Source organism: Caballeronia temeraria (assembly GCF_001544795.2).
GTDB lineage: Bacteria > Pseudomonadota > Gammaproteobacteria > Burkholderiales > Burkholderiaceae > Caballeronia > Caballeronia temeraria.
In genome coordinates, this window is record NZ_FCOI02000039.1 from 1 (window position 1) to 21491 (window position 21491).

At 65.7% G+C, this 21491-nt stretch carries 22 protein-coding genes; 9 read left to right on the top strand and 13 right to left on the bottom strand.

Annotation, left to right across the window (positions count from 1 at the left end; all coding sequences use genetic code 11):
- Positions 1-235 precede the first annotated feature (235 nt).
- The 3 genes from AWB76_RS33480 (at position 236) to AWB76_RS33490 (ending at position 3837) form a co-directional block, all read left to right on the top strand.
- A complete protein-coding gene (locus AWB76_RS33480; protein WP_061164394.1) occupies positions 236-1531 on the top strand; it encodes a sugar efflux transporter in 1296 nt (431 codons plus the stop codon).
- A 60-nt stretch (positions 1532-1591) separates the two neighbouring features.
- The gene (locus AWB76_RS33485; protein ID WP_061164395.1) at positions 1592-2494 is read left to right on the top strand and encodes a LysR substrate-binding domain-containing protein; all 903 of its coding nucleotides are present in this window, start codon (positions 1592-1594) and stop codon (positions 2492-2494) included.
- A gap of 83 nt (positions 2495-2577) precedes the next feature.
- A complete protein-coding gene (locus tag AWB76_RS33490; protein WP_061164436.1) occupies positions 2578-3837 on the top strand; it encodes an MFS transporter in 1260 nt (419 codons plus the stop codon).
- Here AWB76_RS33490 and AWB76_RS33495 read toward each other — a convergent pair.
- From AWB76_RS33495 to AWB76_RS33530, 8 genes are all read right to left on the bottom strand, one after another.
- Complete coding sequence (locus AWB76_RS33495) at positions 3834-4679, bottom strand: serine hydrolase (protein ID WP_061164396.1); 846 nt, start codon at positions 4677-4679, stop codon at positions 3834-3836. The genes AWB76_RS33490 and AWB76_RS33495 overlap by 4 nt on opposite strands.
- Before the next feature lie 125 nt (positions 4680-4804).
- A complete protein-coding gene (locus tag AWB76_RS33500) occupies positions 4805-6037 on the bottom strand; it encodes an MFS transporter (RefSeq protein WP_061164397.1) in 1233 nt (410 codons plus the stop codon).
- Positions 6034-7230 (bottom strand): YbfB/YjiJ family MFS transporter, encoded by a 1197-nt coding sequence (locus tag AWB76_RS33505; protein WP_061164398.1) that lies wholly within the window; start codon positions 7228-7230, stop codon positions 6034-6036. Before AWB76_RS33505 ends, AWB76_RS33500 begins: the two co-directional genes overlap by 4 nt.
- A 108-nt stretch (positions 7231-7338) precedes the next feature.
- Positions 7339-8262: a LysR family transcriptional regulator gene (locus tag AWB76_RS33510; protein ID WP_061164399.1), complete on the bottom strand. Its 924-nt coding sequence runs from the start codon at positions 8260-8262 to the stop codon at positions 7339-7341.
- A 69-nt stretch (positions 8263-8331) separates the two neighbouring features.
- Positions 8332-8748 (bottom strand): organic hydroperoxide resistance protein, encoded by a 417-nt coding sequence (locus tag AWB76_RS33515; RefSeq protein WP_208606644.1) that lies wholly within the window; start codon positions 8746-8748, stop codon positions 8332-8334.
- Between the two features lie 36 nt (positions 8749-8784).
- Complete coding sequence (locus AWB76_RS33520; protein WP_061164401.1) at positions 8785-9057, bottom strand: hypothetical protein; 273 nt, start codon at positions 9055-9057, stop codon at positions 8785-8787.
- Positions 9058-9092: 35 nt separating this feature from the next.
- Positions 9093-9311 (bottom strand): DUF4148 domain-containing protein, encoded by a 219-nt coding sequence (locus AWB76_RS33525; protein ID WP_061164402.1) that lies wholly within the window; start codon positions 9309-9311, stop codon positions 9093-9095.
- Between the two features lie 208 nt (positions 9312-9519).
- A complete protein-coding gene (locus AWB76_RS33530; RefSeq protein WP_061164403.1) occupies positions 9520-10047 on the bottom strand; it encodes a thioredoxin family protein in 528 nt (175 codons plus the stop codon).
- 239 nt (positions 10048-10286) lie between these two features.
- On the opposite strand from AWB76_RS33530, the gene AWB76_RS41760 reads away from it, so the two are divergent.
- The 4 genes from AWB76_RS41760 to AWB76_RS33545 all read left to right on the top strand — a co-directional run bounded on the left by AWB76_RS41760 (position 10287) and on the right by AWB76_RS33545 (position 14662).
- Positions 10287-10430 carry a hypothetical protein gene (locus AWB76_RS41760; protein WP_167357799.1) on the top strand — a complete coding sequence of 48 codons (144 nt, stop codon included), beginning with the start codon at positions 10287-10289 and terminating at the stop codon, positions 10428-10430.
- Positions 10417-11160 carry a response regulator gene (locus tag AWB76_RS33535; RefSeq protein WP_061164404.1) on the top strand — a complete coding sequence of 248 codons (744 nt, stop codon included), beginning with the start codon at positions 10417-10419 and terminating at the stop codon, positions 11158-11160. The genes AWB76_RS41760 and AWB76_RS33535 overlap by 14 nt, the downstream gene beginning before the upstream one ends.
- Positions 11157-12488 (top strand): sensor histidine kinase, encoded by a 1332-nt coding sequence (locus AWB76_RS33540; protein WP_061164405.1) that lies wholly within the window; start codon positions 11157-11159, stop codon positions 12486-12488. Before AWB76_RS33535 ends, AWB76_RS33540 begins: the two co-directional genes overlap by 4 nt.
- Before the next feature lie 185 nt (positions 12489-12673).
- Positions 12674-14662, top strand: a complete 1989-nt coding sequence (locus tag AWB76_RS33545; RefSeq protein ID WP_061164406.1) for a glycoside hydrolase family 28 protein — start codon at positions 12674-12676, stop codon at positions 14660-14662.
- On the opposite strand, the gene AWB76_RS33550 is transcribed toward AWB76_RS33545, so the two are convergent.
- The 5 genes from AWB76_RS33550 to AWB76_RS33570 all read right to left on the bottom strand — a co-directional run bounded on the left by AWB76_RS33550 (position 14646) and on the right by AWB76_RS33570 (position 18649).
- Positions 14646-15416 (bottom strand): glycosyltransferase family 2 protein, encoded by a 771-nt coding sequence (locus tag AWB76_RS33550; protein ID WP_061164407.1) that lies wholly within the window; start codon positions 15414-15416, stop codon positions 14646-14648. The genes AWB76_RS33545 and AWB76_RS33550 overlap by 17 nt on opposite strands.
- Before the next feature lie 63 nt (positions 15417-15479).
- Entirely contained in the window at positions 15480-16289 is an 810-nt protein-coding gene (locus tag AWB76_RS33555) for a lysophospholipid acyltransferase family protein (protein ID WP_061164408.1), read from the bottom strand.
- Positions 16290-16316: 27 nt separating this feature from the next.
- Complete coding sequence (locus AWB76_RS33560) at positions 16317-17645, bottom strand: NAD(P)/FAD-dependent oxidoreductase (RefSeq protein WP_061164409.1); 1329 nt, start codon at positions 17643-17645, stop codon at positions 16317-16319.
- A gap of 22 nt (positions 17646-17667) precedes the next feature.
- Entirely contained in the window at positions 17668-18384 is a 717-nt protein-coding gene (gene fabG / locus AWB76_RS33565; protein WP_061164410.1) for a 3-oxoacyl-ACP reductase FabG, read from the bottom strand.
- Between the two features lie 4 nt (positions 18385-18388).
- Positions 18389-18649 (bottom strand): phosphopantetheine-binding protein, encoded by a 261-nt coding sequence (locus AWB76_RS33570; protein WP_061164411.1) that lies wholly within the window; start codon positions 18647-18649, stop codon positions 18389-18391.
- 457 nt (positions 18650-19106) lie between these two features.
- On the opposite strand from AWB76_RS33570, the gene AWB76_RS33575 reads away from it, so the two are divergent.
- Both AWB76_RS33575 and AWB76_RS33580 read left to right on the top strand, forming a co-directional pair.
- Positions 19107-19760 (top strand): COG4648 family protein, encoded by a 654-nt coding sequence (locus AWB76_RS33575; RefSeq protein WP_061164412.1) that lies wholly within the window; start codon positions 19107-19109, stop codon positions 19758-19760.
- Between the two features lie 20 nt (positions 19761-19780).
- Positions 19781-21472: an ApeI family dehydratase gene (locus AWB76_RS33580; RefSeq protein ID WP_061164437.1), complete on the top strand. Its 1692-nt coding sequence runs from the start codon at positions 19781-19783 to the stop codon at positions 21470-21472.
- Positions 21473-21491 lie beyond the last annotated feature (19 nt).

The window sequence follows — 21491 nt, forward strand, 5'->3', positions numbered from 1 at the left end:
GCCATCAGCGTGCGCTTCAGGAGCAAACCGGACATTTCTAATGAGCCCAAACCGGACATTACTAAAAAGCCCTGACAGACTAAACTTCGATAATTTACATTATGTCCAATCAAGTTAACTAATTGCCACACGTATCATCGTCCGACGATGGCAAACTGCCCGCACGCCCCACAACGCGCGAAGCACGCCTTGCACCCGCTTCACGGCTCTACCGCACGCGCCGACCCACGTCCCGATGAACACACGCCTCCTCAGTCTCACCCGCATCCCGTTCTTCCTGCCGCTTTCCGGCGCGACCCTCATGCTCGGCGTGGCGATGTCGTTCACCGCGCCGTATCTGTCGCTCTTTAGCGTCGAACAGGCGGACATGAGCCCGCTCAAGCTCGGCGTGTTCATGACCGTCATCGCGGCAAGCGGCGTCGTGGCCAGCGCGTTCGCCGGCAAATGGTCGGACCGGCACGGCCATCATCGCGGATTGCTGCTCGCGGCGCTCATCGCGTCGTCGCTCGGTTTTCTGCTGCTGTGCCTGGTACGCAATTACACCGCGCTGGTCGCGATCGGCATCGTGTTCCTCGGCGCGGGCGGCTCGGCCATGTCGCTTGTGTTTTCCTTCGCGCGCGCCGCGCTGCCCGTCGATGACGAAGCCGAACGCTCTCTCGCGCTCGCCACCCTGCGAACCGTCCTCTCGATGGCATGGGTCTTCGGGCCCTCCGTTGGCGCGCTCGTGCTCGCCGGCGCCGGCTTCTACGGTTTGTTCCTGTTCGCGGCGGCCTGCTTCATCGCGTGCGGCGCGATCGTCTGGCGCATGCACGATTCCCCCAAGGGCGACCCGCACAGCGCGCCCGCGCACTACGCGGGCGATCCGACCTCGCTGCTCGAAGTCACCGCGCCCGACACCGAAGAGCTCGTCCCGCCGCACGCCGGCGCGTTGCACTCGCGCGCGGAAATTTGGCGCGCCACCGTCGCGATGACGCTCATCGGGCTCGCCGCGAGCGCGACCATGATCGTGCTGCCGCTCTTTGTCGTGCACGGCATGCATGGCACGCGCATCGACGTGTCGATCATGCTCGGGCTCGGCGCACTCCTCGAAATCCCGATGATGCTCGCGCTCGGCGCACGTGCGTCGCGCCTCGACAAGCAGCGCTGGCTCGCGTCGTGCGCCGTCGTGCATCTGATTTACTTCATCGCGGTCGCGGCGTCGCCCAACGTCCACTTTCTGATTCCGATGCAGGCCTTCAACGCGTTCGTCGTGTCGGTGACGTCGTGCCTCGGCATGACCTACATGCAGGATCTGATGCCGCAAAGCCCCGGATCGGCGACGGCGCTCTTCTTTAACGCGTCGCGCGTCGGCTCGATTCTCTCCGGCGTGCTGTCGGGCGTGCTCGTGGCCGCGCTCGGCTATCGCGGCACGTTTCTCGTCTGCGGCTGCATCGCGCTCGGCGCGGCCGTGCTGTTCATCAATCCGCCGTTCGCGCTCATCGCGCGGCGCATCATCGGCTGGTGGAAGGCGCGGCGGCGGGCATCTCGCTGACCGCGTTTTCATCGGGCGATGGCAAGATAGGCGCATCCATCGTCGATTCCGCTCGCGAACATGCCCCAGCGCCTTCCGCCGCTCAACGCCCTGCGTCTCTTCGAAGCCGCCGCACGGCATCGCAGTTTCAAGCTCGCGGCCGCCGAACTCAACGTGACGCCGGGCGCGGTGAGCCACGGCATCGGCGCGCTGGAGGACATGCTCGGCGTCGAGCTTTTCGTGCGCGAGCCGCGCGGGCTGTCGCTCTCCGCCGCGGGCGAACACTATCTGCCGTACATCGCCGAAGCGTTTGCGCTCATCGCCATCGGTACGCAATCGCTGCCCGACAAGCGCAAGCGCCGCACGATCTCCGTCACCTGCGCGCCGACGCTCGCCGCGCGCTGGCTCGTTCCGCGCCTCGCGGATTTCCGCGCGCGCTGGCCGAACATCGACGTCAGCGTGGACACTTCGCGCCGCCAGGCGGGCTTTCCCGTCGATGGCTTCGATTTCGGCCTGCGCCGCTCGCGCGGCCCGGTCGATGGCGCATCGTGGCAACGTCTCTTCGGCGAGCGGCTCGTGCCGGTGTGCAGCCCGGCGTATCGCGCGATGCTGAGCGGCGCCGACGGCATTCCCGATCTCACACGCGCCGCGCTCATTCACGTCGATACCGCCAGCCAGGACTGGCAGGCGTGGATGGACGGCGCGTGCATCGACGGGCTCGATCTGCACGGCGGCCTGCGCTTCGATACCGTCCAACTCGGCTTCGATGCCGCCGCGGCCGGGCTCGGCGTCGTCATCGGCAGGCGTCCGCTCGTCGATCGCGAACTGGCGGCGGGCACGCTCGTCGAGGCCTCGGCGACGAGCGTCGAGACGCAGACCGCGTACTGGCTCTGCGAAGCGCCGCAAGCGGGCAGCCGCGCGGATCTCGTGGCGTTCCGCAACTGGCTGCTCGATCAGGCGGCCGGTTTCGTCGATCACGGTTGAACTGCGCTCATCTGTTCGCGAAAACTTTTCGTTTGTCAGCACGGACGTTCGCCTGCGACGATGACCGCAAGGAGGAACGCGCCATGTCGTCTTTATCGAGCATCGACAACGGAACGGGCACGAAGCGCGCAACGGCGTGGCTGCTCATCGGCGCGGCCGCGCTGATCCTGAGCGCCGCGATGGGCGTGCGCCAGACCTTCGGGCTTTTCATCGGGCCGTTTTCCTTCGATCGCGGCTTGCCCGTCACGTTGATCGCCTTCGCGATCGCGCTGCACAACCTCGTCTGGGGCTTCGCGCAGCCGTTCGCGGGCGCGGCCGCGGATCGTTACGGCGCGGCGCCCGTCGTCGTGTTCGGTGCGGCCACGTTCGCCGCCGGACTCGCGCTCGCCGCCGCCGCGACCGCCGGCTGGATGCTCGTGCTCGGACTGGGATTGCTCGTCGGCATCGGCATCAGTTGCACGAGTTTCGGCGTCGTGCTCGCGACGGTCGGGCGCGTCGCGTCGCCGCAAACGCGCAGCCTCGCGATGGGCCTCGCCAGCGCGGGCGGTTCGCTCGGGCAAGTGCTGATGGTGCCGTTCGCGCAGACCGTGCGCGTGCATGGGGGCGTGGCGGCATCGCTCTATGCCCTCGCCTTCGTGCTGCTGCTCGCCGCGCCGCTCGGTATCGCGCTCGATCGCGCGAGCCGCCGGAGCGCCGCAGCGACGTCATCAGCGCCGGCACCGGCACCGGCAACGGCGTTGCGCGAAACGCTCGCTTATGCATCGCGACATCGCGGCTATCGGCTGCTGACGCTCGGCTTCTTCACGTGCGGTTTCCAGCTCGCGTTCATCGCCACGCATCTGCCGGGCTATCTGATGCTGTGCCACATGCCGGTCGGGCTCGGCGCGACGGCGCTCGCGCTCATCGGCCTCTTCAACATGATCGGCAGCTGGGGATGCGGCTGGCTCGGCGGACGCTGGCGGCAGCATCATGTGCTCGCGTGGCTCTATCTGATTCGCGGCGGCGCCATCGCCCTCTTCGTGCTGTTGCCGACGACGAGCGTCTCCGTCGTCATCTTCGCCGCCGTCATGGGGCTGACCTGGCTCGGCACGGTGCCGCTCACCAACGGCCTGATCGCGAAGGTGTTCGGCACGCGGCATCTGGGCACGCTCTTCGGCGTCGTGTTTCTCAGTCACCAGCTCGGATCGTTTCTCGGCGCGTGGCTCGGCGGTTACGTGTTCGACACGACCGGCTCCTACTCGCTGATCTGGGGCGCCACTGCCGTCGCCGGGCTCGTTGCGGCGCTGCTGCATTTTCCGATCGACGACCGGCCGATAGCCCCGGAATCGCTCGCGACCGTCTAACGATGGTGCGCCGCGCGCTTCAATAGCCAGCTGCGCAAATTCACCGCGTCCTGAAAGTGCGCGTGCGCATTCGGCGCAGCGAGGATGACGAAAAGCGTCGGCCGCCCGTGCACCGGCGCGATCACGATCAGGCAATGCCCCGCCTCGTTCGTGAATCCCGTCTTCTGCAGGCCGACGCGCCACGCCGCGTTGTACACGAGCGGGTCCGTATTGCGATACACGAGCGGCCCCGCGCCGCCGAGCACGAGCTGATGTTGCGAGGTCGCGTATTCGCGGATCGTCGGATAGCGATACGCCGCGCGCGCGAGCTTCGTGAGATCGCGCGCCGTCGATACATTGCGCGGCGAAAGCCCGGTCGGATCGACGAGATGGCTGCGATTCATGTGCAGGCGCTTCGCCGTGTGATTCATCGCGCGCACGAAGCCCGCGCGTCCGCCGGGATAGTCGCGGCTCAACGCGAACGCGGCGCGATTCTCCGACGACATCAACGCGATATGCAGCATCGTCCTGCGCAACAGCAGCGAGCCGACGGGCAGGCGCGAGCGCGAATACTTGAGCCGGTCGACATCGGCATCGGTGATGCGCGCGGGCTTGAGCAGCGAGCGCTTCGAGTCGAGCACGACCATCGCGGTGAGCAGCTTGGTTAGCGATGCAATCGGCATGCGTTGATCCGCGTGCTTCGCGTAGAGCGTGCGGCCGCTCGTCAGATCGACGACGATCGCCGCGCGCGCCAGAACAGGAGGCTTCGAAGCGGGTTTGTGGGCGGCGCGCTTCGCGTGCGCGATGAGCGGCACGAGACCCGCGAAAAGAAAGACGATGAAAAAAAGATGGAGTTTGAGCATGACGCGTTCAGCTACGCGTCATCGAAAAAATTGGCGGCATGGGGCAGCGACAGGCGAACGTCAGGGAACGAGTGCGTTACCGTAAGTTGCAAGTCTTAAGTGAAACTTAAACCGCGCAGTACACGTCATCGTGTGCGCGCCCAATGCGCGAGCCCCGCGCACGTGATCAAGAGGCTTCCCGTCGCGAAGAATACGGAGTGCAGCCCGAACCACACGCCGATCTGTCCGCCGATCAGCGGCCCGGCGACCTGCCCGCTGAATTGCGCCGATTGCAGATAGCCGAGCAATTGTCCGCTGCGGTTTTCATCGACAGCGCCGCGCGCGAGCTTCGAGATCGACGGCAGCAGACCGGCGAGCGTCATGCCCATCAGCACGCGCAGCGCGGCGAGCTGCCACCATTGATGCACGAACGCCTGCGGGATCATCGCGATACCCGTCAGCACGAGACATCCGACGATCACGTTCCAGCTTCCGATGCGATCCGCGAGCGCGCCGAGCCGCGCGGCCGTCAGCATGCTGCCGAGCGCGGAGCACGCCATCACGACGCCCGCGATGCGCGCCACGTGATCTGCCGTCACGCCCAGACCGCCGATATATACGGTGATGATCGGCTCGATCGACATGTTCGCGAGCAGCACCATCATCGCGGTGGCGAGCAGCGCGGCCACGACGACGTAATTCGTGCGATGCGCCGGCGCCGAAGCCGAATGCGCCGTGTGCCTGGTCGCATCGGCGGGATGGAAGTCTTCCTTCACGAGGACGATCGTGAGCAACGCGGCCACCGCGATCATGCCCGCGCCCGCGAAAAACGTCCCGCGAATGCCGATCAATCCCGGCAGCATGCCGCCGATGAGCGGCCCGGCGAGATTGCCCGCGAGCGCGCCCGTCGACAGGATGCCGAGCGCCCACCCTGCCCGCTCGCGCGGCGCCTGCGTGCCGATCATCACCGTCGACGCCGACGCGTAGCCGCCGATCAGCCCCGCAAAGAGACGCAGCGCGACCAGTTGATGCACCGAATGCGCGACGCCGATCAGCGACATCACGATAGCCATGCCGACCGCCGCGCGCACGAGCATCGGCTTGCGGCCGTAGCGATCGGCGAGACGGCCCCAGAGCGGCGCGGTGACGGCGGTGCCGAGAAACGTCGCGCTGAACGCGACGCCCGACCATTCGATCACCGCCGCCTGCGAGCTCACGCCGAGTTGCCGCACGTACAGCGGCAGAAACGGCAGCAGCATGCTGAGACTCACGAGCGTCGTGAACGAACCGAACACGCAGACGGCGAGATTGCGTCGCCAGTACTGGCCGTTGCGTTCGGCATAGCCCGGCTGGATCGGCGTTTGAAGCACCTGACTCATTTCGACCTCAACGCAGCGAACAGATCGACGGCGAGCGCAACCGCGAGCGCCGCCGCACCGATCACGAACAGCAGGCGGTAATCGCCGCCACTGCTCGAAAACAGGAAAGACAGACCATACGCCGCGAGCGCCTGAAGGACGGCGAAGCCCGTCGTCGCGGTGCGCCACGCGCCCTTCTGCGCGGCCGGATGATGCGCGAGCAATTCGTTCACGCGTCCCAGTACGAGCGGCACGATGCCCGGCGTGAATGCGCCGACCAGCACGCTCGACACCATCAGCAAGCTCGAACTCGACGACACCGCGGGCAACGCGACCGCAATCAACTGAAGCAGATACGCGACCCGCAGCGCCGGCCCGAAACCGGCGCGGTCCGCGAGATGACCGGCAAGCAGCGGCCCGGCGATCGCACCGAGCCCGTACAGCACCCAGAATTCGGCGCCCGCATCGACACCTTTGCCGAGACCGCGCGCGACGAAATCGACGAGAAAGATCATGTGCGGCACGAGACCGACCGCATTCAACGCGTATTCGACGAACAGCGCGCGCAATGCGGGCGGCGGCGGCGCCTTGACGCTCGCTTGCTGCGCGGCGGGCGCGGGCGCATCTTGCGACGGCCATCCGTTCCACGCGACGATGGTCAGCAGCAACGAGACCACCGCGAGGCCCAGCCACGTCTGCGTCAAGCCTTGCCGCAATAGCAGCGGCACGATCGTCCCCGACGCCGCGATGCCCAGCCCGATGCCCGTGAAAATCGCTCCGCTCGCAAAGCCGCGACGCGACGGCGCGACATGCGCGATGATCGTCGGCGCGGCGAGCACCATCAGCGCGCCGCCGGAAATCCCCGACAGAAACCGCCACACGAAGAACCACAGAAACGACACGGGAAACGCGCACGCGATGAAGGCGATGGTCGCGATGACCATCATCGCGCGCAGGACGGTCGCGGCGCGCGCATGCCGCGCGAACAAACCGGCGGCCAGCGCGCCCGCGAGATAACCGCCGAGATTGGCCGCGCCGAGATAAGCGGCCGTCGACGCGGGAAACCAGTGCGCGCCGATGATCGCCGGCAGGAGCGGCGTGTAAGCAAAACGCGCGAGTCCAATGCCGACGAGACTCGCGCTCGCGCCCGCGAGCACGCCGCGCCAGACCTGGAACGGCGCGCGTTCCGATGGGTTCAAAACTGCGTAACGCATACGGCCTCCGTCATTGCGTGGGACGCGGCGTGCGCGCCCTCGATGAAGGCCAGTCTATATTCGATCGGATCGAGAGAGAATCGACGCCAATCGGAAGACAATCTTCCGCTATGCGATCGAATCGAGCTGCAATTGCCTGAACTGACGCCGCAGACGCGGCGTGGCGAAATCGACGAACGCGCGCACTTTCGGCACCGAAAGCCTTCCGTGCGGCGTCAGCAGATGCACCGGCAACGGCGCGTGCTCGCTGTCGGACAGCACGATTTGCAGCGTCTTGTCCTTCACTTCCTTCGCGACGTGATAGGAAAAGAGCCGTGTGAGGCCGTGCCCATCGACGACGGATGCAACCGCCGCGCGCACCGTGTTGACGATGAAACGCGGCGTGAACTGCACGACTTGCGGAATCGTCAAGCCGCCTGAAGTGGGGAAGCTCCACGAATCGAGGCCGAAGTGCGTCATCGAAATGATCTGATGCTGCGCGAGATCGACGGGCTTTTCGATGCGCGGATGCTTCGCGAGATAACCCGGCGACGCAGCCACGACGCGCCGCACTTCGCCGACAGGAATCGCGACGAGCGTCGAGTCCGGCAGATGCGCGATACGCAACGCGACATCGATGCCTTCATCGATCAGGCTCACGGGCCGGTCGAGCAGTTGCAGACGCACGGACACGGCGGGAAAGCGCGCGATGAAATCGTCGAGCAGCGGACGCAGCAGATCTTCGCCCGCGGCGACGGGCGCGGTGATCGTCAAGAGCCCGCGCGGCGCGGCGCGTTCGTGCGCGATCAGCAAATCGGCTTCTTCGAGATCGGTGAGGATGCGGCGGCACGCGACGGCGTAACGTTCGCCGGCTTCGGACAGCTTGATGGTCCGCGTCGTGCGATGAAGCAGCGCCGTGCCCGTATGCGCCTCGAGAAAGGCGATCGCCCGGCTCACGGCGGCAGGCGAGCGGCCAAGACGCCGCCCCGCGCCCGCCAGACTGCCTTCGTCGAGCGTGGCGATGAAGACTTTCATCGCGTCGATTCGGTCCATGTCGGCTCGGTGCTTCGGTTGATCGATGAAGCGCCAAGTCTACCGGAGCGAATCGCGCGGATGAACGCGTCAGACGACCGTGATCGTCACGTCGATATTGCTCTTCAGCGCCTTCGAGTACGGGCAGGTCTGATGCGCCATCTGCGCGATCTCTTCGGCGACCGCGCGCTCGATGCCCGGCAGAGTCACGTTCAGGCGTGCGCGCAGCAGATACGCATCGCCGTTCATGCCGAGGTCCACTTCCGCATCGACGGCGGTGTCGGCGGGCAGACGCGTCTTCAGCTTCGCGGCGGCCTTGCCCATCGCGCCGATGAAACACGCGGACCAGCCGGCCGCGAGCATCTGCTCGGGATTGGTGCCCGCGCCCGTCGATCCGGGCGGCGAGAGTTTCACGTCGAGACGGCCATCGGTGCTTTTCGCGTGGCCTTCGCGGCCTCCGACGACGCGGGTTTTGCCGGTGTACAGGACGGTGTCGATCTGGGTCATGATGAATGCCTCGTGTGGTTTCGAAAGTGGACGGGTTCAGTGATGCGCGAAAAGCCGGGCGACGTCGTTCGTGGCCACGCCGCGCGCGCCCGATTGCGACACGGTGTCGTGCGTGCCGCCGTATGCCTGCATCGGCATGGCGATGCTTTCAGTGGCGATGGTCTGCGCGCTCACGCCGCGCTGCGATGCGGGCGCGCCCGCGAGCGGGTCGTAGTGCGGCGCGGGGCCGTAGCCGCTGCTGGCGAATGCGGAACCGGCGGCGACGGCACTGACGGCGATGACTGCGGCGGTGACGAAGTGCTTGATCATGATGGGGCCTCTGTTTGCGTGAATGGGGTAATGGATTAGCTGCCTTGATACAGGCTGCGCAACGCGGCGATCTCGCCATCGCGCTGCGCCTGAACAAGCTCGCGCTTCACTTCGGCGCGCGTCTTGCCGGCATACGCGTGATTCGCGGCGGCCTGTTCGGTCTGCACGTTCAGCGGGACGTTCTTCACGGCTGCATGAGCTACACCGGTCATGGTGCCGGCGACGAGAGCAAAAGCAACGATCGTGGATTTCATGGTGTTTCTCCTTGAGGCAGGTGAATCTTTCGGTTGAATGAGTTACGGCACGTCGGCTTTCGCAGGTGATCGTTTTTTCGTTTCACTCGCGAGCCGTCGATGTGTGTATTTGAAGTCCCGCACGTATCTGGCTTGTGTCCGCGATGCGGGCGTCATGCAATGTTTTGTATCGCGTGCGTTGCAGATACATTGCGATACAGAAGCCCGCTCAACGCTCGGCCAGCAGCTTCTGGATCGCGGCCTCGGTCTGCGCGTACTCGCCCTCGCCGAAGTGCGTGTAGGCGACGCGTCCGTGCTTGTCGATCAGATAGAAGGCCGGCCAGTACTGATTGCCGTAAGCGGCCCAGGTCGCGTAACGGTTGTCCTGCGCGACGGGATACGTGATGCCGAATCGTTCGATGGCGCGCTTCACGTTGTTCGTGTCCTGTTCGAACGGAAACTCGGGCGTATGCACGCCGACCACGACGAGCCCTTTGTCCTTGTACTTCTGGTTCCACGACTTCACGGCGGGCAGCGTGTTGATGCAGTTGCCGCACGCGAAGGTCCAGAAATCGACGAGCACGACCTTGCCGCGCAACTGCGCGAGCGCGAGCGGTTCGCTGTTGTGCCAGTGGTGGATGCCGGCGAATTCCGGCGCGACGTTGTCGTTGATTTGAGCGCTGGCGGGCGCCGACGCGATGGCCGCGCATGCGGCGATCCCGGCGCACGCGGCAGCCTTTTTAATGGCGGAGAGCATGACGAAGTCCTTTGAATGCGGTGAAAATCGGGGCGGCGCGATATCGGCATATCGCCCCGGCTGGCCGGCGTTTGCATCGGCATGACCGCATTGGACTGCGCGCGCGTATCCCGCTTGTGTCGGAAAAACGCGCGCTGCGCAATGTTATGTATCGCGCGACATGCGAGATACACTGCGATACAAAACATCCGCCGAAGCGCGCTATAACGCAGTCATCGCGTCATCAGCGGGAGCTTCGAATGAAACGCATGCTGGCGGTTCTCGCCTTTCTCGTCGGCGGGATCGCGACGGAAATGGCCCAGCCGGTTCAGTGTCTGCTGGTCAACCCGAACCGGGTGCAACTCAAGCGTCAACGACAACGATCCATCGATGGAAACCACTGATCACGTTTTGATCGTCGACGACGATCGCGGCATCCGCGAACTGCTCGCCACGTATCTGGAAAAGAACGGCATGCGCGTGTCGCTCGCGGCGAACGGCCGGCAGATGCGCGCCGTGCTGGAGCAGCATGGCGCGCCCGATCTGATCGTGCTCGATCTGATGCTGCCCGGCGAGGACGGCCTCGTGCTGTGCCGCGAACTGCGCGCGGGCAAATATCGCGACGTGCCCGTGCTGATGCTCACCGCGCGCAACGAGGAAGCCGACCGCATTCTCGGCCTCGAAATGGGCGCCGACGATTATCTGCCCAAGCCCTTCGCCGTGCGCGAATTGCTCGCGCGCATTCGTTCGGTTTTGCGCCGCACGCGCATGTTGCCGCCGGGGATGGAAGTCACGGAATCCTCGCAAATGCTGGGATTCGGCGACTGGCGTCTCGACACGACCGCGCGTCATCTGCTCGACGCCGAGGGCACGATGGTCGCGCTCTCGGGCGCGGAATACCGGCTGCTGCGCGTGTTTCTCGACAATGCCCAGCGCGTGCTCACGCGCGATCAGTTGCTGAACCTCACGCAAGGCCGCCAGGCCGATGCGTTCGACCGCTCCATCGACCTGCTGGTATCGCGGCTGCGTCAGCGCCTGCGCGACACGGCCCGCGAGCCGCGCTACATCAAGACGTTGCGCAGCGAAGGCTATGTCTTCTCCGCCGAAGTCAAACCCGTCGAGTCTTCCTCATGAGCACGGTTTCATCAACGTCATTGCTGCACTGGCCGCGCACGCTGTTCGCGCGGCTTGCGCTGATCCTCGTCGTCGGGCTGGCGCTCGCGCAGACGTTTTCGTTCCTTCTGACGATGCACGAGCGCGACGATTCGATGACCCACATGATGATGGGTTACGTCGAGCGCGAAGTGGCGAGTTCGGTCGCGCTGCTCGATCATCTGCCGCCGGACGAACGCGCGCAGTGGCTGCCGCGGCTCGCGCGGCGCAGCTACACGTTCATTCTCGGGCCGGGCGATGCAACCGGCGCGCCGCTCGATGCCGCGTTGTCGGAGCGCTTTGCGCATTCCATCGGCGAAGGCATCGGCAAGCGTTATCCATTGACGGTCAATGCCGTGCCCGGCGGCAAGGAACGCTTTCAGGTGCATCTGAAATTGTCGGATGGCTCGCCGCTCACCATCGACATGCGTCCGGTGGTCGGCATGCCGCTCTCCGGCTGGCTGCCGCTGGTTCTGGTGCTGCAACTGGTCGTGCTCGGCGCGTGCTGCTGGCTCGCGGTGCGCCTCGCGACCGGTCCGCTCAAGCGCCTCGCCAGCGCCGCCGACACGCTCGGCCCCGATCTCAAGGCAGAACGTCTGCCCGAATCCGGGCCGGAGGAAGTCGCGCGCGCCGCGAAGGCGTTCAACGCGATGCAGGACCGCGTCTCGATGTACATGGCGCAGCGCATGCAGATTCTCGCGGCGATCACGCACGACTTGCAGACGCCGATCACGCGCATGCGGCTGCGTGTCGACGTGATGGACGACGAATCGACCGGCGCGAAGCTGCAGCAGGATCTGAAGGAGATGGAATCGCTCGTGAAGGAAGGCGTGACGTACGCGCGCACGCTGCACGGCACGAACGAAGCGCCGCGCCGCATCGATCCGGATGCGCTCATCGGAAGCATGGTCGACGATTATCTCGATGCCGGGCAACCGGTAACGCTGTCGGGCAGCATCGGCGGCGCGCTGATGGCCCCGCCGCAGGCATTGAAGCGCGTGGTGGGCAATCTGATCGACAACGCGATCAAGTATGCAGGCGCGGCGGAAATCGAAGTCGCCACGCGCGACGACGGCCGCGCTGTCATCTCCGTGCTCGATCGCGGCGCGGGCATTCCGGCGGAATCGCTGGACGCGGTATTCGAGCCGTTCGTGCGGCTGGAAGAATCGCGCAACCGGCAGACGGGCGGCACGGGGCTGGGCCTCGCCATTGCTCGTCAACTCACGCTCGCGATGGACGCGTCGCTGACGCTGCATCATCGGGAAGGCGGCGGGCTGGAAGCGCGGCTCGTGCTCAAGAGAACGGCCTGAGGCAGTTTTTTCCGGACCCGATCACATACGACGTCCTATATTACCGGCCTACACGTTTGCACCGGGTTGACGGCATCCGAATGCGTAGGATAACGTTTTCCAAATGTATCGCATGTCATACGACATCGTTTCTCAAAGCCCGCTTCCCCCCATACAACCGGACAAACCGGATCAGGAGACAACCGATGAAGCTCCCTCAAAACCGCTCGCGCCGTGCCTTCGTGAAGTTCGCGGGCCTTTCGGCGAGCGCCCCGCTGCTCGGCGCGATGAGCACATTCGGCGTGCTCGCGGGCTGCGGCGGTCACGACGACTCCGGCTCCGGTTCGACGACCCCGCCCACCGCGCAAGACCCGATCTGGGGCCCGTCCGGTTCGGCGACACAGATCGTGAACGCGCTGCAAAGCGTCTCGACGTCGATGTTCCCGAGCCGCCAGTTCCTCGTCACCGATTACGGCGCGAAAACGTGCGCGGTCGTCGCGGCGGCGAATCCGTACACCGATCCGACCAAATCGCCCCTGAGCACCGGCGCGGACCAGACCAACGCGCCCGGCTCCTTCGACTCGCGCCCCGCGTTTCTGGCCGCCATCGCGGCATGCAACGCGGCGGGCGGCGGACATGTCGTCGTGCCGTCGGGAACGTGGTATTGCGCGGGGCCGATCGTGCTGCTGTCGAACGTCGACTTCCATCTGAGCGCGAACTGCACGATCTACTTCAGCCCGAATCCCGCCGACTACGCGAAGGACGGCCCGGTTGATTGCGGCGCGAACGGCAAGCTCTACTACAGCCGCTGGCAGGCGAACGACTGCCTCAACTACGGCCCGCCGGTCTATGCGCGCAACCAGAAAAACATCGCGGTGACGGGCGAAGGCGACACGTCCGTGCTCAACGGTCAGGCGATGACGCCCTTCGCCGGCAGCGGCAACACGGCGACATGCTGGTGGACCTGGAAAGGCAATAACGGCGTCTACGGCTGCGTAAATTCGTCGACGCCGTCGCAGGCATCGAGCAACGCGAACAACGTCGATCTGAAAACCGCCGTACCCGGCATCTCCGAGGCGCTTTACGCCGAACTCACCAATCCCGCCACGCCCTGGCAGCAGGACCAGAACTATCTGCCCGCGCTGTCGGAGGCGGGCGTCGCAATCGAGAAGCGCATCTTCGGCATCGGCCACTATCTGCGGCCTTGCATGGTGGAATTCATCGGCTGCACGAATGTGCTGATGGAAAGCTATCGGACGAACAACACGCCGTTCTGGCAGCATCATCCGACCGATTGCCAGAACGTCGTGATGCGCGGCGTGACAGTGGACAGCATCGGCCCGAACAACGACGGCTTCGATCCCGACGGCTGCGACACCGTCCTCTGCGAGAACGTCACGTTCAACACCGGCGACGACTGCATCGCGATCAAGTCAGGCAAGGACCTCGACACGCAGTACGGCCCGGCGCAGAACCACGTCATCCAGAACTGCACGATGAACAGCGGCCACGGCGGCATCACGCTCGGCAGCGAAATGGGCGGCGGCGTGCAGAAGATCTATGCGCGCAATCTGCAGATGCTCAACAAGTTCTGGGCGACGAATTCGCTGAATATCGCGATCCGCATCAAGACGAACATGAATCGCGGCGGCTTCGTGAAGGATTTCTACGTCGACAACGTGACGCTGCCCAACGGGGTGAGCCTCACGCCGTCCGGCTACGGCAGCAGCATGCTCGCGGGCAGCCCGATCAATTCGACGGTGCCGCTCGGCGTGGTGACGGCGACGGCGGCGAATCCGTCGGCGTCGCAGGGCGGCATCATCACGTTCGATTGCGACTATCAGCCGTCGAAGGACGCGATCCGCACGCGGCCCGCGCTCGTGCAGAACGTGAACATCTCGAACCTGAAGGCGAGCAACGTGTCGCTGAACGGCGTCAACGGATCGTGTTTTCAGGCGATCGTCGCGCAAGGCCCGGTCGCGTTCGACTACAACGGCCCCGCGCCGACGCCCGCGATTCCGGCGATCACCGGGGTCACGATCACGGATTGCGATTTCGGCACGCCGGTCGCGGCCGGTCCCGCCACGGCGACGACACCCGGACCGATCTACGCGTACAACGTGCACGACATCGTGCTCTCGAACACGCTGATCGCCGGCACGGCGATGAACAAGACGGTCAGCGACGCGCGCTGAGCCGGCGCCACGCGAGCAACGGCAGGCGCAGCACGAAGCCCAGAAAAAGCCGCGCGTGCATCCACGTCAGCAACGCATTGTCGCGGCCATAGTGAAAATGCGAGACGCCGCCCTCTTCCGGCGTGAAATACCGGACGGGCGCGTCGAGGTTGACCGGACGCACGCCGCGCCAGCACAGGCGCACCACCGCTTCGGGATCGAAGTCGAAGCGGCGCATGAACGTCTGCGAATGCATCAGCGCGGCGAGCGGCGCGATCGGATAGACGCGAAAGCCGTACAGCGAATCGCCGATGCCCATCCACAGCGTTTCGAGATTCGCCCAGCCATTCGAGATGCGCCGTCCCTGCACGCGCAATTGCGGCGCGCTCGCATCGAACTTCGGGCGGCCGAGGATCATCGCGTCGGGCGCGTTCATCGACGTTTCCATGAACGTGCGGATCAGCGCCACGGGATGCTGACCGTCCGAATCCATCGTGAGGGCGTGCGTGAAGCCGAGCTTCGCGGCTTCGTCGATGCCCGCAAGAATCGCCGCGCCCTTGCCGCGATTCTCCGGCAGCACGATCACGCGCAGTCCGGCATCGGCTTCGGCCATTTTTTGAAGGCGTTCGGCGCTGCCGTCCGTGCTGCCGTCGACGACCACCCAGACCGGATTCCACTGCTCGCGCGCACTGCGCACCGTTTCATCGACCTTCTCGCCGGGGTTGTAGCTCGGAATAAGGACGAGATGCGTGGACGATGCGCGTGTCGAAGGCATTGAAGAGAAATAAAAAGCGGAATGAGTTGCGACGAATTTTAACGTCTGCCGATGCCGGCGCTTTCAGTCGCACGGACGATGCGTAGCGAGCTCGCCCGCATAGAAGCGCTGCAATTCGCCGATAAACGCCTGCAACGCGGCGTGATCGCGCCCCGGCGGCGCGAAGCGGCGGCCGAGCGTCACGCGGTAGGTGATGGGCAGCGCGGGCTTCCTGAAGATTTGCCAGCCCTTGCCGAGAAAGCCCGAATCCGTCTCGATGATGAGCGTCTGCACGGGCACCTGCGCACGCGCCGCGATCAGCGCGATGCCGCCCTTCAGCGGATTCACCGACGTGTTGTCGGTGCGCGTGCCTTCGGGAAAGAGCAGGAGCGGACTGCCGCGATGCAGTTCGGCGACGGCGGCGCGAATCAGCCCGACGGACGTGTCATTGACGATATAGCCCGCGAGCAACGCGCCCGGCCCGAGGAACACGTTGCCGGCGACATCGCCCTTCATGACGCAGCATGTGCCGGGCACGCGCGACGCGATCAGCAGCGCATCGAGCAGGCACGGATGGTTCGGCGCGAGGATCATCGCCGGTTGGCCCGCGAGCGCGTCGAGTCCGGAGAGATCGAAGCGGCAAGCGCCGAGCGTGCGCAGCAGCGCGAAGTAGCCATGCCACACGCGCTGCACGACGGTGCGTCCGACGCGCCGCCCCGCATCGACGCTCAACACGCGCCGCAGCATCCACGCGAACGGAAACCACGCGAGACACACGAGCGCCAGCACGACGAGCGCGAAATAGAACGCCGCGCATTGCCACGCGGATTCGAGCGCGCCCGCAAGCGATATTTTCTCGCCCGCGCCGCCGAGCTTTCGATGCGCGTCACTCATCGCTCGCGACCTGATCGGGCAGCATCATCAATTGACCGATGGCTCCGCGCGTTGTGCCTCGCGCAGATTGCGGCGGCGCTGCCGATACGCGCGCAGCGAGTTGCGCCAGTCGAGCGCGGCGGAGATGTAATAGATGCCCTTGAACGCGCGCAGCGAACGCCAGATCGGCGTCGCGCCGAAGATGTCGCCCGCGAGCAGCGACAGCAGTGCTTCCTTCATGCGCAACGGATTCCTCGGGCCCATGAAGAGATTGCGCATCGTCGGCGAGGTCATGCGGTAGATGAACCACGAGAACTCGCGCGGACCGTGACGCACGTCGCGATCGAACTTCGCGAGCGCGGCCTGCGCGTTCGCGGGATTCGTCAGCGCGGCATCGATCGCGTCCGCGCCCGCGAATGCGCTTTGCATCGCGAGCATCACGCCGGAGGAGAACACCGGATCGATGAACGCGAACGCATCGCCGAGCAGCAGGAAGTTGCGTCCGTGCGTCATGTCGCCGGTGTACGAGTAGTTGCCCGTCGCGTGGACTTCGCTGATCAGTTCGGCATCTTTCAGACGCGCGGCGAGCGGCGCGCACATCGCGATGGTGTCGCGAAAGAACGTGTCGACCGGCGTGCCCTTCGGACGCTGCTTCAGATACGCGGGCCACACGACCGCGCCGACGCTCGTCGCGCCGTCCGCGAGCGGGATGAACCAGAACCAGCCGTGCTCGAACCAGAACACGGTGATGTTGCCTTCGTTCTCGCCTTCGTTGCGGCGCGCGTTGCTGAAATGCCCGTACAGCGCCGACGAGTTATGACGCTCGTTGCGGCGCTTCGTCTTGAAGTGATTCGCGAGCAGCGTGTCGCGTCCCGATGCATCGACGACGAAACGCGCCCGCACTTCCTCGATGCGGCCATCGTCGTGCTCGGCGTTGATCGTCGCGCTGGAGCCGTCCGGCGCGAAGACGACATCGCGCGCGCGGCAGCCTTCGCTCAACAGCGCGCCGTGCTTCGCGGCGTTGCGCAGAAGGATGTCATCGAGCTCGGAGCGGCGCACCTGATACGCGCTCGGCATCGATTTGTCCCACGCATCGGCGAACAGGAAACGCTGCATGCGATTGCCGTGCTGCGGCGAAACAAATTCGGCCGCGAGCTTGACCATGCCGATCGCGCGCACTTCATCGGCGATGCCGAGCTTTTCGAAGAGCCGCAGGTTGGCCGGCAACAGCGATTCGCCGATATGAAAACGCGGATGCCGCGCCTTCTCCAGCACGCGCACGCGATAGCCGCGATCCGCGAGCAGGGTCGCCGCGGTCGAACCGGCCGGTCCGCCGCCGATCACGACGACGTCCCAGGTTTGCGTCGTTTCACTCATTCAGGGCCCTCCGGCCGGTCGTTCAGGCGATTCCGCCGTTGATCGACAAAACCTGTCCCGTGACATAAGCGGCCGCATCCGACACCAGATACGCGACCATGCCCGCGACTTCTTCCGCCGTGCCCGCGCGCTGCGCCGGCACGAGTTGTTTGATGCGCTCGGGCGGAAACGCGCTGCCGAGCATCGGCGAATCGATGACGCCCGGCGCCACCGCATTCACCGTGATGCCGCGCGACGCGAGTTCCTGCGCGAGCGCGCGCGTCGCGCCGATCAGCCCGGCCTTCGCGGCGGCGTAGTTCACCTGCCCGCGATTGCCCATCATCCCCGACAGCGACGACATATTGATGATGCGTCCCCATCGCGTGCGGATCATCGGCATCAGCAGCGGCTGCGTGACGTTGAAAAAGCCGTCGAGCGTCACGTCGAGCACGCGTTTCCATTGCGCGCGCGTCATGCCGGCCATCGGCGCGTCGTCGTGAATGCCCGCGTTGTTCACGAGAATCTGCACCGGGCCGTCTTCGAGAATGCGTGCGAGCGCGGCATCGGTGGCGGCGGGGTCGGTCACGTCGAATGAGATGACATGCGCCGCGCCGCCCGCCGCGCGGATGGCTTGCACGCAGCTTTCAGCACGCTCGACGCCGCCGTTCGCGTGAATCCACACTTCGTGGCCCGCCGCGGCCAGCGACCGGCCGATGGCCTGCCCGATCGCGCCGCTGCCGCCTGTCACGAGCGCGCGCATCGGCTTATCGCGTCCGATGCGCGGCGACGTGTGCCGCGAGCGCGCCGAGGTTCGCGAAGATTTTCTGGTTGTCGGGATTGTCCGAGCGCAGCTCGAAGCCGTATTTTTTCGAGATGAGGAGCCCGATCTCCAGGATGTCGATGGAATCGAGCCCGAAACCTTCTTCATACAAGCGCGTATCGGCCGAGACGGCCTTGGCGTCGACGTCCTCGAGATTCAGTTCGGTGACGATCAGCTCGGCGAGCTCTCTTTCCAGTTCATTCATCGTGTGTACAGGCCAGCGCAGGGACGCGCGCCAAAGGCGGCTCGGAAAACGTGCGCCCCGCGTCCTTCGCACGTCGTCGGCTGCCTGTTATCGAGATAATTGCAGTGGCGAAATTCTAGTCGATGCCCCTTGGGACGCCTAGTAGGAAAGGTAACCGGCCGTTCTGTCCGCCGCACCCGGTAATTTTGAGAAAAATCAGGGATTTCGCCGCCAGGCGGGATTCTTGCATCGGTGGGGTAAAATCCGCGCGTCTGACGAATGTAAGAGCATCGAACAATCGGTTACAGACCGACCCCGCACCCGCACGGGAAAATAATCGTCAGGCGGGCGACTGCCGAGTTTTTGTTCAACAACCGAGCGTTCATCCGAGAGCGCCGCAGCCGCATCCCATGTTGCGTACTTTTTTCCTTCGACCCGCGTCTTTTTATTCGCCGTCGCCCGATACCGGAGCGCGCCGATGAACACCGCCCGCTTCCTGCGCACGGCGGCCGTCGTGGCCGCGATCGTCGCGTATCAGTTCGCCGCGCACCATGCCGCGTCCACGCCGGGCGCGCACGGTCTCGGCCTCGCGCTCGTGCTCGCGCCGGTTCTGCTCGTCGCGCTGAACGCGGCCGTGCGCTCGAACGCGCGTGCGTGGCTGCTGCCGCTCTGGGCGCTCGGCTGCGTCGTGCTGTGGCTCGCGCGCGCGCCGCTCACCGCGCATTTCGGCTGGGGACTGTGGATGGAGCACGCGAGTTTCAATCTCGCGCTCGCGTGGATGTTCGGCCGCACGCTCGCCGACGGCCGCGAGCCGCTCTGCACCCAGTTCGCGACGCTGGTCCACGGCAGGCTCGAAGCGCGCGTCGTGCGCTATACGCGGCGCGTCACCGTGGCGTGGACGCTGTTTTTCATCGCGACCGCGTGCGTATCGACGATGCTCTTCGCGTTCGCATCGATCGTCACGTGGTCCACGTTCGCCAACTATCTCGCGCTGCCGCTCGTCGGGCTGATGTTCGTCGTCGAGTACGCGTGCCGCCGCATCGCGTTGCCGGGCATGGAGCCGTCGAGCATCATGGACGCGGTTCGCGCCTACACGCATTCGATGCAGATGCGTCGCAGCGGGGCGCAATGATGTCGTCGAACTCATCGCACATGCAGACTTTTCCGCTGGTTTTCCACGCGTCGCCGGATCAGACGATCGCCTGGCGCGACGGTGCGCCCGTCGCCGTGCGCGAATTTCTCGCCGACGTTCACGCGCTCGCCGATGCGCTGCCCGAAGGCGGGCACGTGTTCAACGTGTGCACGGACCGCTACCGCTTCACGGTGAGCCTGTGCGCGACGCTCGTCGCGGGCAAGACGAGCCTGCTGCCGTCGACGCACACGCCGGAAATGGTGCGCGCCCTCGCCTCGTTCGCGCCCGACGCGTTCTGCCTGCACGACAGCGACGATTGCGCGATCGATCTGCCGCGCTTTCGATATCCGCAACGCGCGGCGACGCGCGCGTCCGGCGAAGCGACGGTTCCGCATATCGACGGCGCGCGTGTCGTCGCTTACGTGTTCACGTCGGGTTCGACCGGCGTGCCGGTGCCGCATCGCAAGACGTGGGGCTTTCTGGTGAAGAACGTGCGCGCCGCCGCCGACCGGCTCGGCCTGCTTGGCAACGCGCGCGCGACGCTCATCGGCACCGTGCCGCCGCAGCACATGTACGGCTTCGAATCGACGGTGCTGCTCGCGCTCATCGGCGGACTCGCGTTCAGCAACCGCCAGCCGTTCTATCCCGTCGATATCCGCGCCGAACTCGACGCCGTGCCCGAGCCGCGCGTGCTCGTCAGCTCGCCGATCCATCTGCGCGCGCTCTTCGCCAACGACGAAGCGTTGCCGCGCGCATCGCTCGTGCTGTCGGCGACGGCGCCGCTCTCGGAAAAGCTCGCGCTCGATGCCGAAGCGCGGCTCGCCGCGCCGCTCATGGAAATTTACGGCAGCACCGAAACCGGCCAGATCGCGACGCGCCGCACCGCGCACGGCGCCGCGTGGGAACTGTTCCCCGACATCGCGCTGACGCCGCACGCCGACGATTCCGGCGAACAGACGATGTGGGCATCGGGCGGCCATGTCGAAGTGCCGGTGCCGATGGGCGACGCGCTCGAACTCATCGACGGCACGCATTTTCTGCTGCACGGACGCAAGGCGGATCTGATCAACATCGCGGGCAAGCGCACGTCGCTCGCGTATCTGAATCATCAGTTGAACGCGGTGCCGGGCGTGGTCGACGGCGTGTTCTACATGCCCGACGAAACCGACGCCGACAGCGAACCCGTGCGCCGCCTGATGGCGCTCGTCGTCGCGCCGGGACTCGCGGCGGCCGATGTGCAGCGCGCCTTGCGCGAGCGCATCGACGCCGCGTTCATGCCGCGTCCGCTGCTGTTCGTCGATTCGCTGCCGCGCAACGCCACGGGCAAGCTGCCGCGCGATGTGCTGACGCAACTGATCGAACGGGAGCGCGAGCGGCGCGCGGCGCTGACGTTCACCGTGCCGCCGGATCATCCCGCGCTCGCCGGCCATTTTCCCGGCCATCCGATCGTGCCGGGCGTCGTGCTGCTCGATCACGCGCTCGATGCAATCGGCTCCGCGCTCGGCAAAAATGTCGATGCGCGCAGGATCGAATCGGCGAAATTCCTGAGCCCGGCGCAACCGGGCGAGACGCTCGATATCGCCTATGAAACGGCGGCGAGCGGCGCAATCCGCTTCACGATTCGCGCGGGCGAGCGCACGGTTGCGAGCGGCGCGCTCGCGGCGCCCGCCCCATCGTCGACGACGACCGCCACGGACACGCACGCATCGTGAACAAACCACGCAACCGCGA

Excerpts from the sequence above, each read along its gene's own strand:
- AWB76_RS33480 (WP_061164394.1), top strand. The coding sequence starts at position 236 with ATGAACACACGCCTCCTCAGTCTCACCCGCATCCCGTTCTTCCTGCCG.
- AWB76_RS33485 (WP_061164395.1), top strand. The coding sequence starts at position 1,592 with ATGCCCCAGCGCCTTCCGCCGCTCAACGCCCTGCGTCTCTTCGAAGCC.
- AWB76_RS33490 (WP_061164436.1), top strand. The coding sequence starts at position 2,578 with ATGTCGTCTTTATCGAGCATCGACAACGGAACGGGCACGAAGCGCGCA.
- AWB76_RS33495 (WP_061164396.1), bottom strand. The coding sequence starts at position 4,679 with ATGCTCAAACTCCATCTTTTTTTCATCGTCTTTCTTTTCGCGGGTCTC.
- AWB76_RS33500 (WP_061164397.1), bottom strand. The coding sequence starts at position 6,037 with ATGAGTCAGGTGCTTCAAACGCCGATCCAGCCGGGCTATGCCGAACGC.
- AWB76_RS33505 (WP_061164398.1), bottom strand. The coding sequence starts at position 7,230 with ATGCGTTACGCAGTTTTGAACCCATCGGAACGCGCGCCGTTCCAGGTC.
- AWB76_RS33510 (WP_061164399.1), bottom strand. The coding sequence starts at position 8,262 with ATGGACCGAATCGACGCGATGAAAGTCTTCATCGCCACGCTCGACGAA.
- AWB76_RS33515 (WP_208606644.1), bottom strand. The coding sequence starts at position 8,748 with ATGACCCAGATCGACACCGTCCTGTACACCGGCAAAACCCGCGTCGTC.
- AWB76_RS33520 (WP_061164401.1), bottom strand. The coding sequence starts at position 9,057 with ATGATCAAGCACTTCGTCACCGCCGCAGTCATCGCCGTCAGTGCCGTC.
- AWB76_RS33525 (WP_061164402.1), bottom strand. The coding sequence starts at position 9,311 with ATGAAATCCACGATCGTTGCTTTTGCTCTCGTCGCCGGCACCATGACC.
- AWB76_RS33530 (WP_061164403.1), bottom strand. The coding sequence starts at position 10,047 with ATGCTCTCCGCCATTAAAAAGGCTGCCGCGTGCGCCGGGATCGCCGCA.
- AWB76_RS41760 (WP_167357799.1), top strand. The coding sequence starts at position 10,287 with ATGAAACGCATGCTGGCGGTTCTCGCCTTTCTCGTCGGCGGGATCGCG.
- AWB76_RS33535 (WP_061164404.1), top strand. The coding sequence starts at position 10,417 with ATGGAAACCACTGATCACGTTTTGATCGTCGACGACGATCGCGGCATC.
- AWB76_RS33540 (WP_061164405.1), top strand. The coding sequence starts at position 11,157 with ATGAGCACGGTTTCATCAACGTCATTGCTGCACTGGCCGCGCACGCTG.
- AWB76_RS33545 (WP_061164406.1), top strand. The coding sequence starts at position 12,674 with ATGAAGCTCCCTCAAAACCGCTCGCGCCGTGCCTTCGTGAAGTTCGCG.
- AWB76_RS33550 (WP_061164407.1), bottom strand. The coding sequence starts at position 15,416 with ATGCCTTCGACACGCGCATCGTCCACGCATCTCGTCCTTATTCCGAGC.
- AWB76_RS33555 (WP_061164408.1), bottom strand. The coding sequence starts at position 16,289 with ATGAGTGACGCGCATCGAAAGCTCGGCGGCGCGGGCGAGAAAATATCG.
- AWB76_RS33560 (WP_061164409.1), bottom strand. The coding sequence starts at position 17,645 with ATGAGTGAAACGACGCAAACCTGGGACGTCGTCGTGATCGGCGGCGGA.
- fabG (WP_061164410.1), bottom strand. The coding sequence starts at position 18,384 with ATGCGCGCGCTCGTGACAGGCGGCAGCGGCGCGATCGGGCAGGCCATC.
- AWB76_RS33570 (WP_061164411.1), bottom strand. The coding sequence starts at position 18,649 with ATGAATGAACTGGAAAGAGAGCTCGCCGAGCTGATCGTCACCGAACTG.
- AWB76_RS33575 (WP_061164412.1), top strand. The coding sequence starts at position 19,107 with ATGAACACCGCCCGCTTCCTGCGCACGGCGGCCGTCGTGGCCGCGATC.
- AWB76_RS33580 (WP_061164437.1), top strand. The coding sequence starts at position 19,781 with ATGCAGACTTTTCCGCTGGTTTTCCACGCGTCGCCGGATCAGACGATC.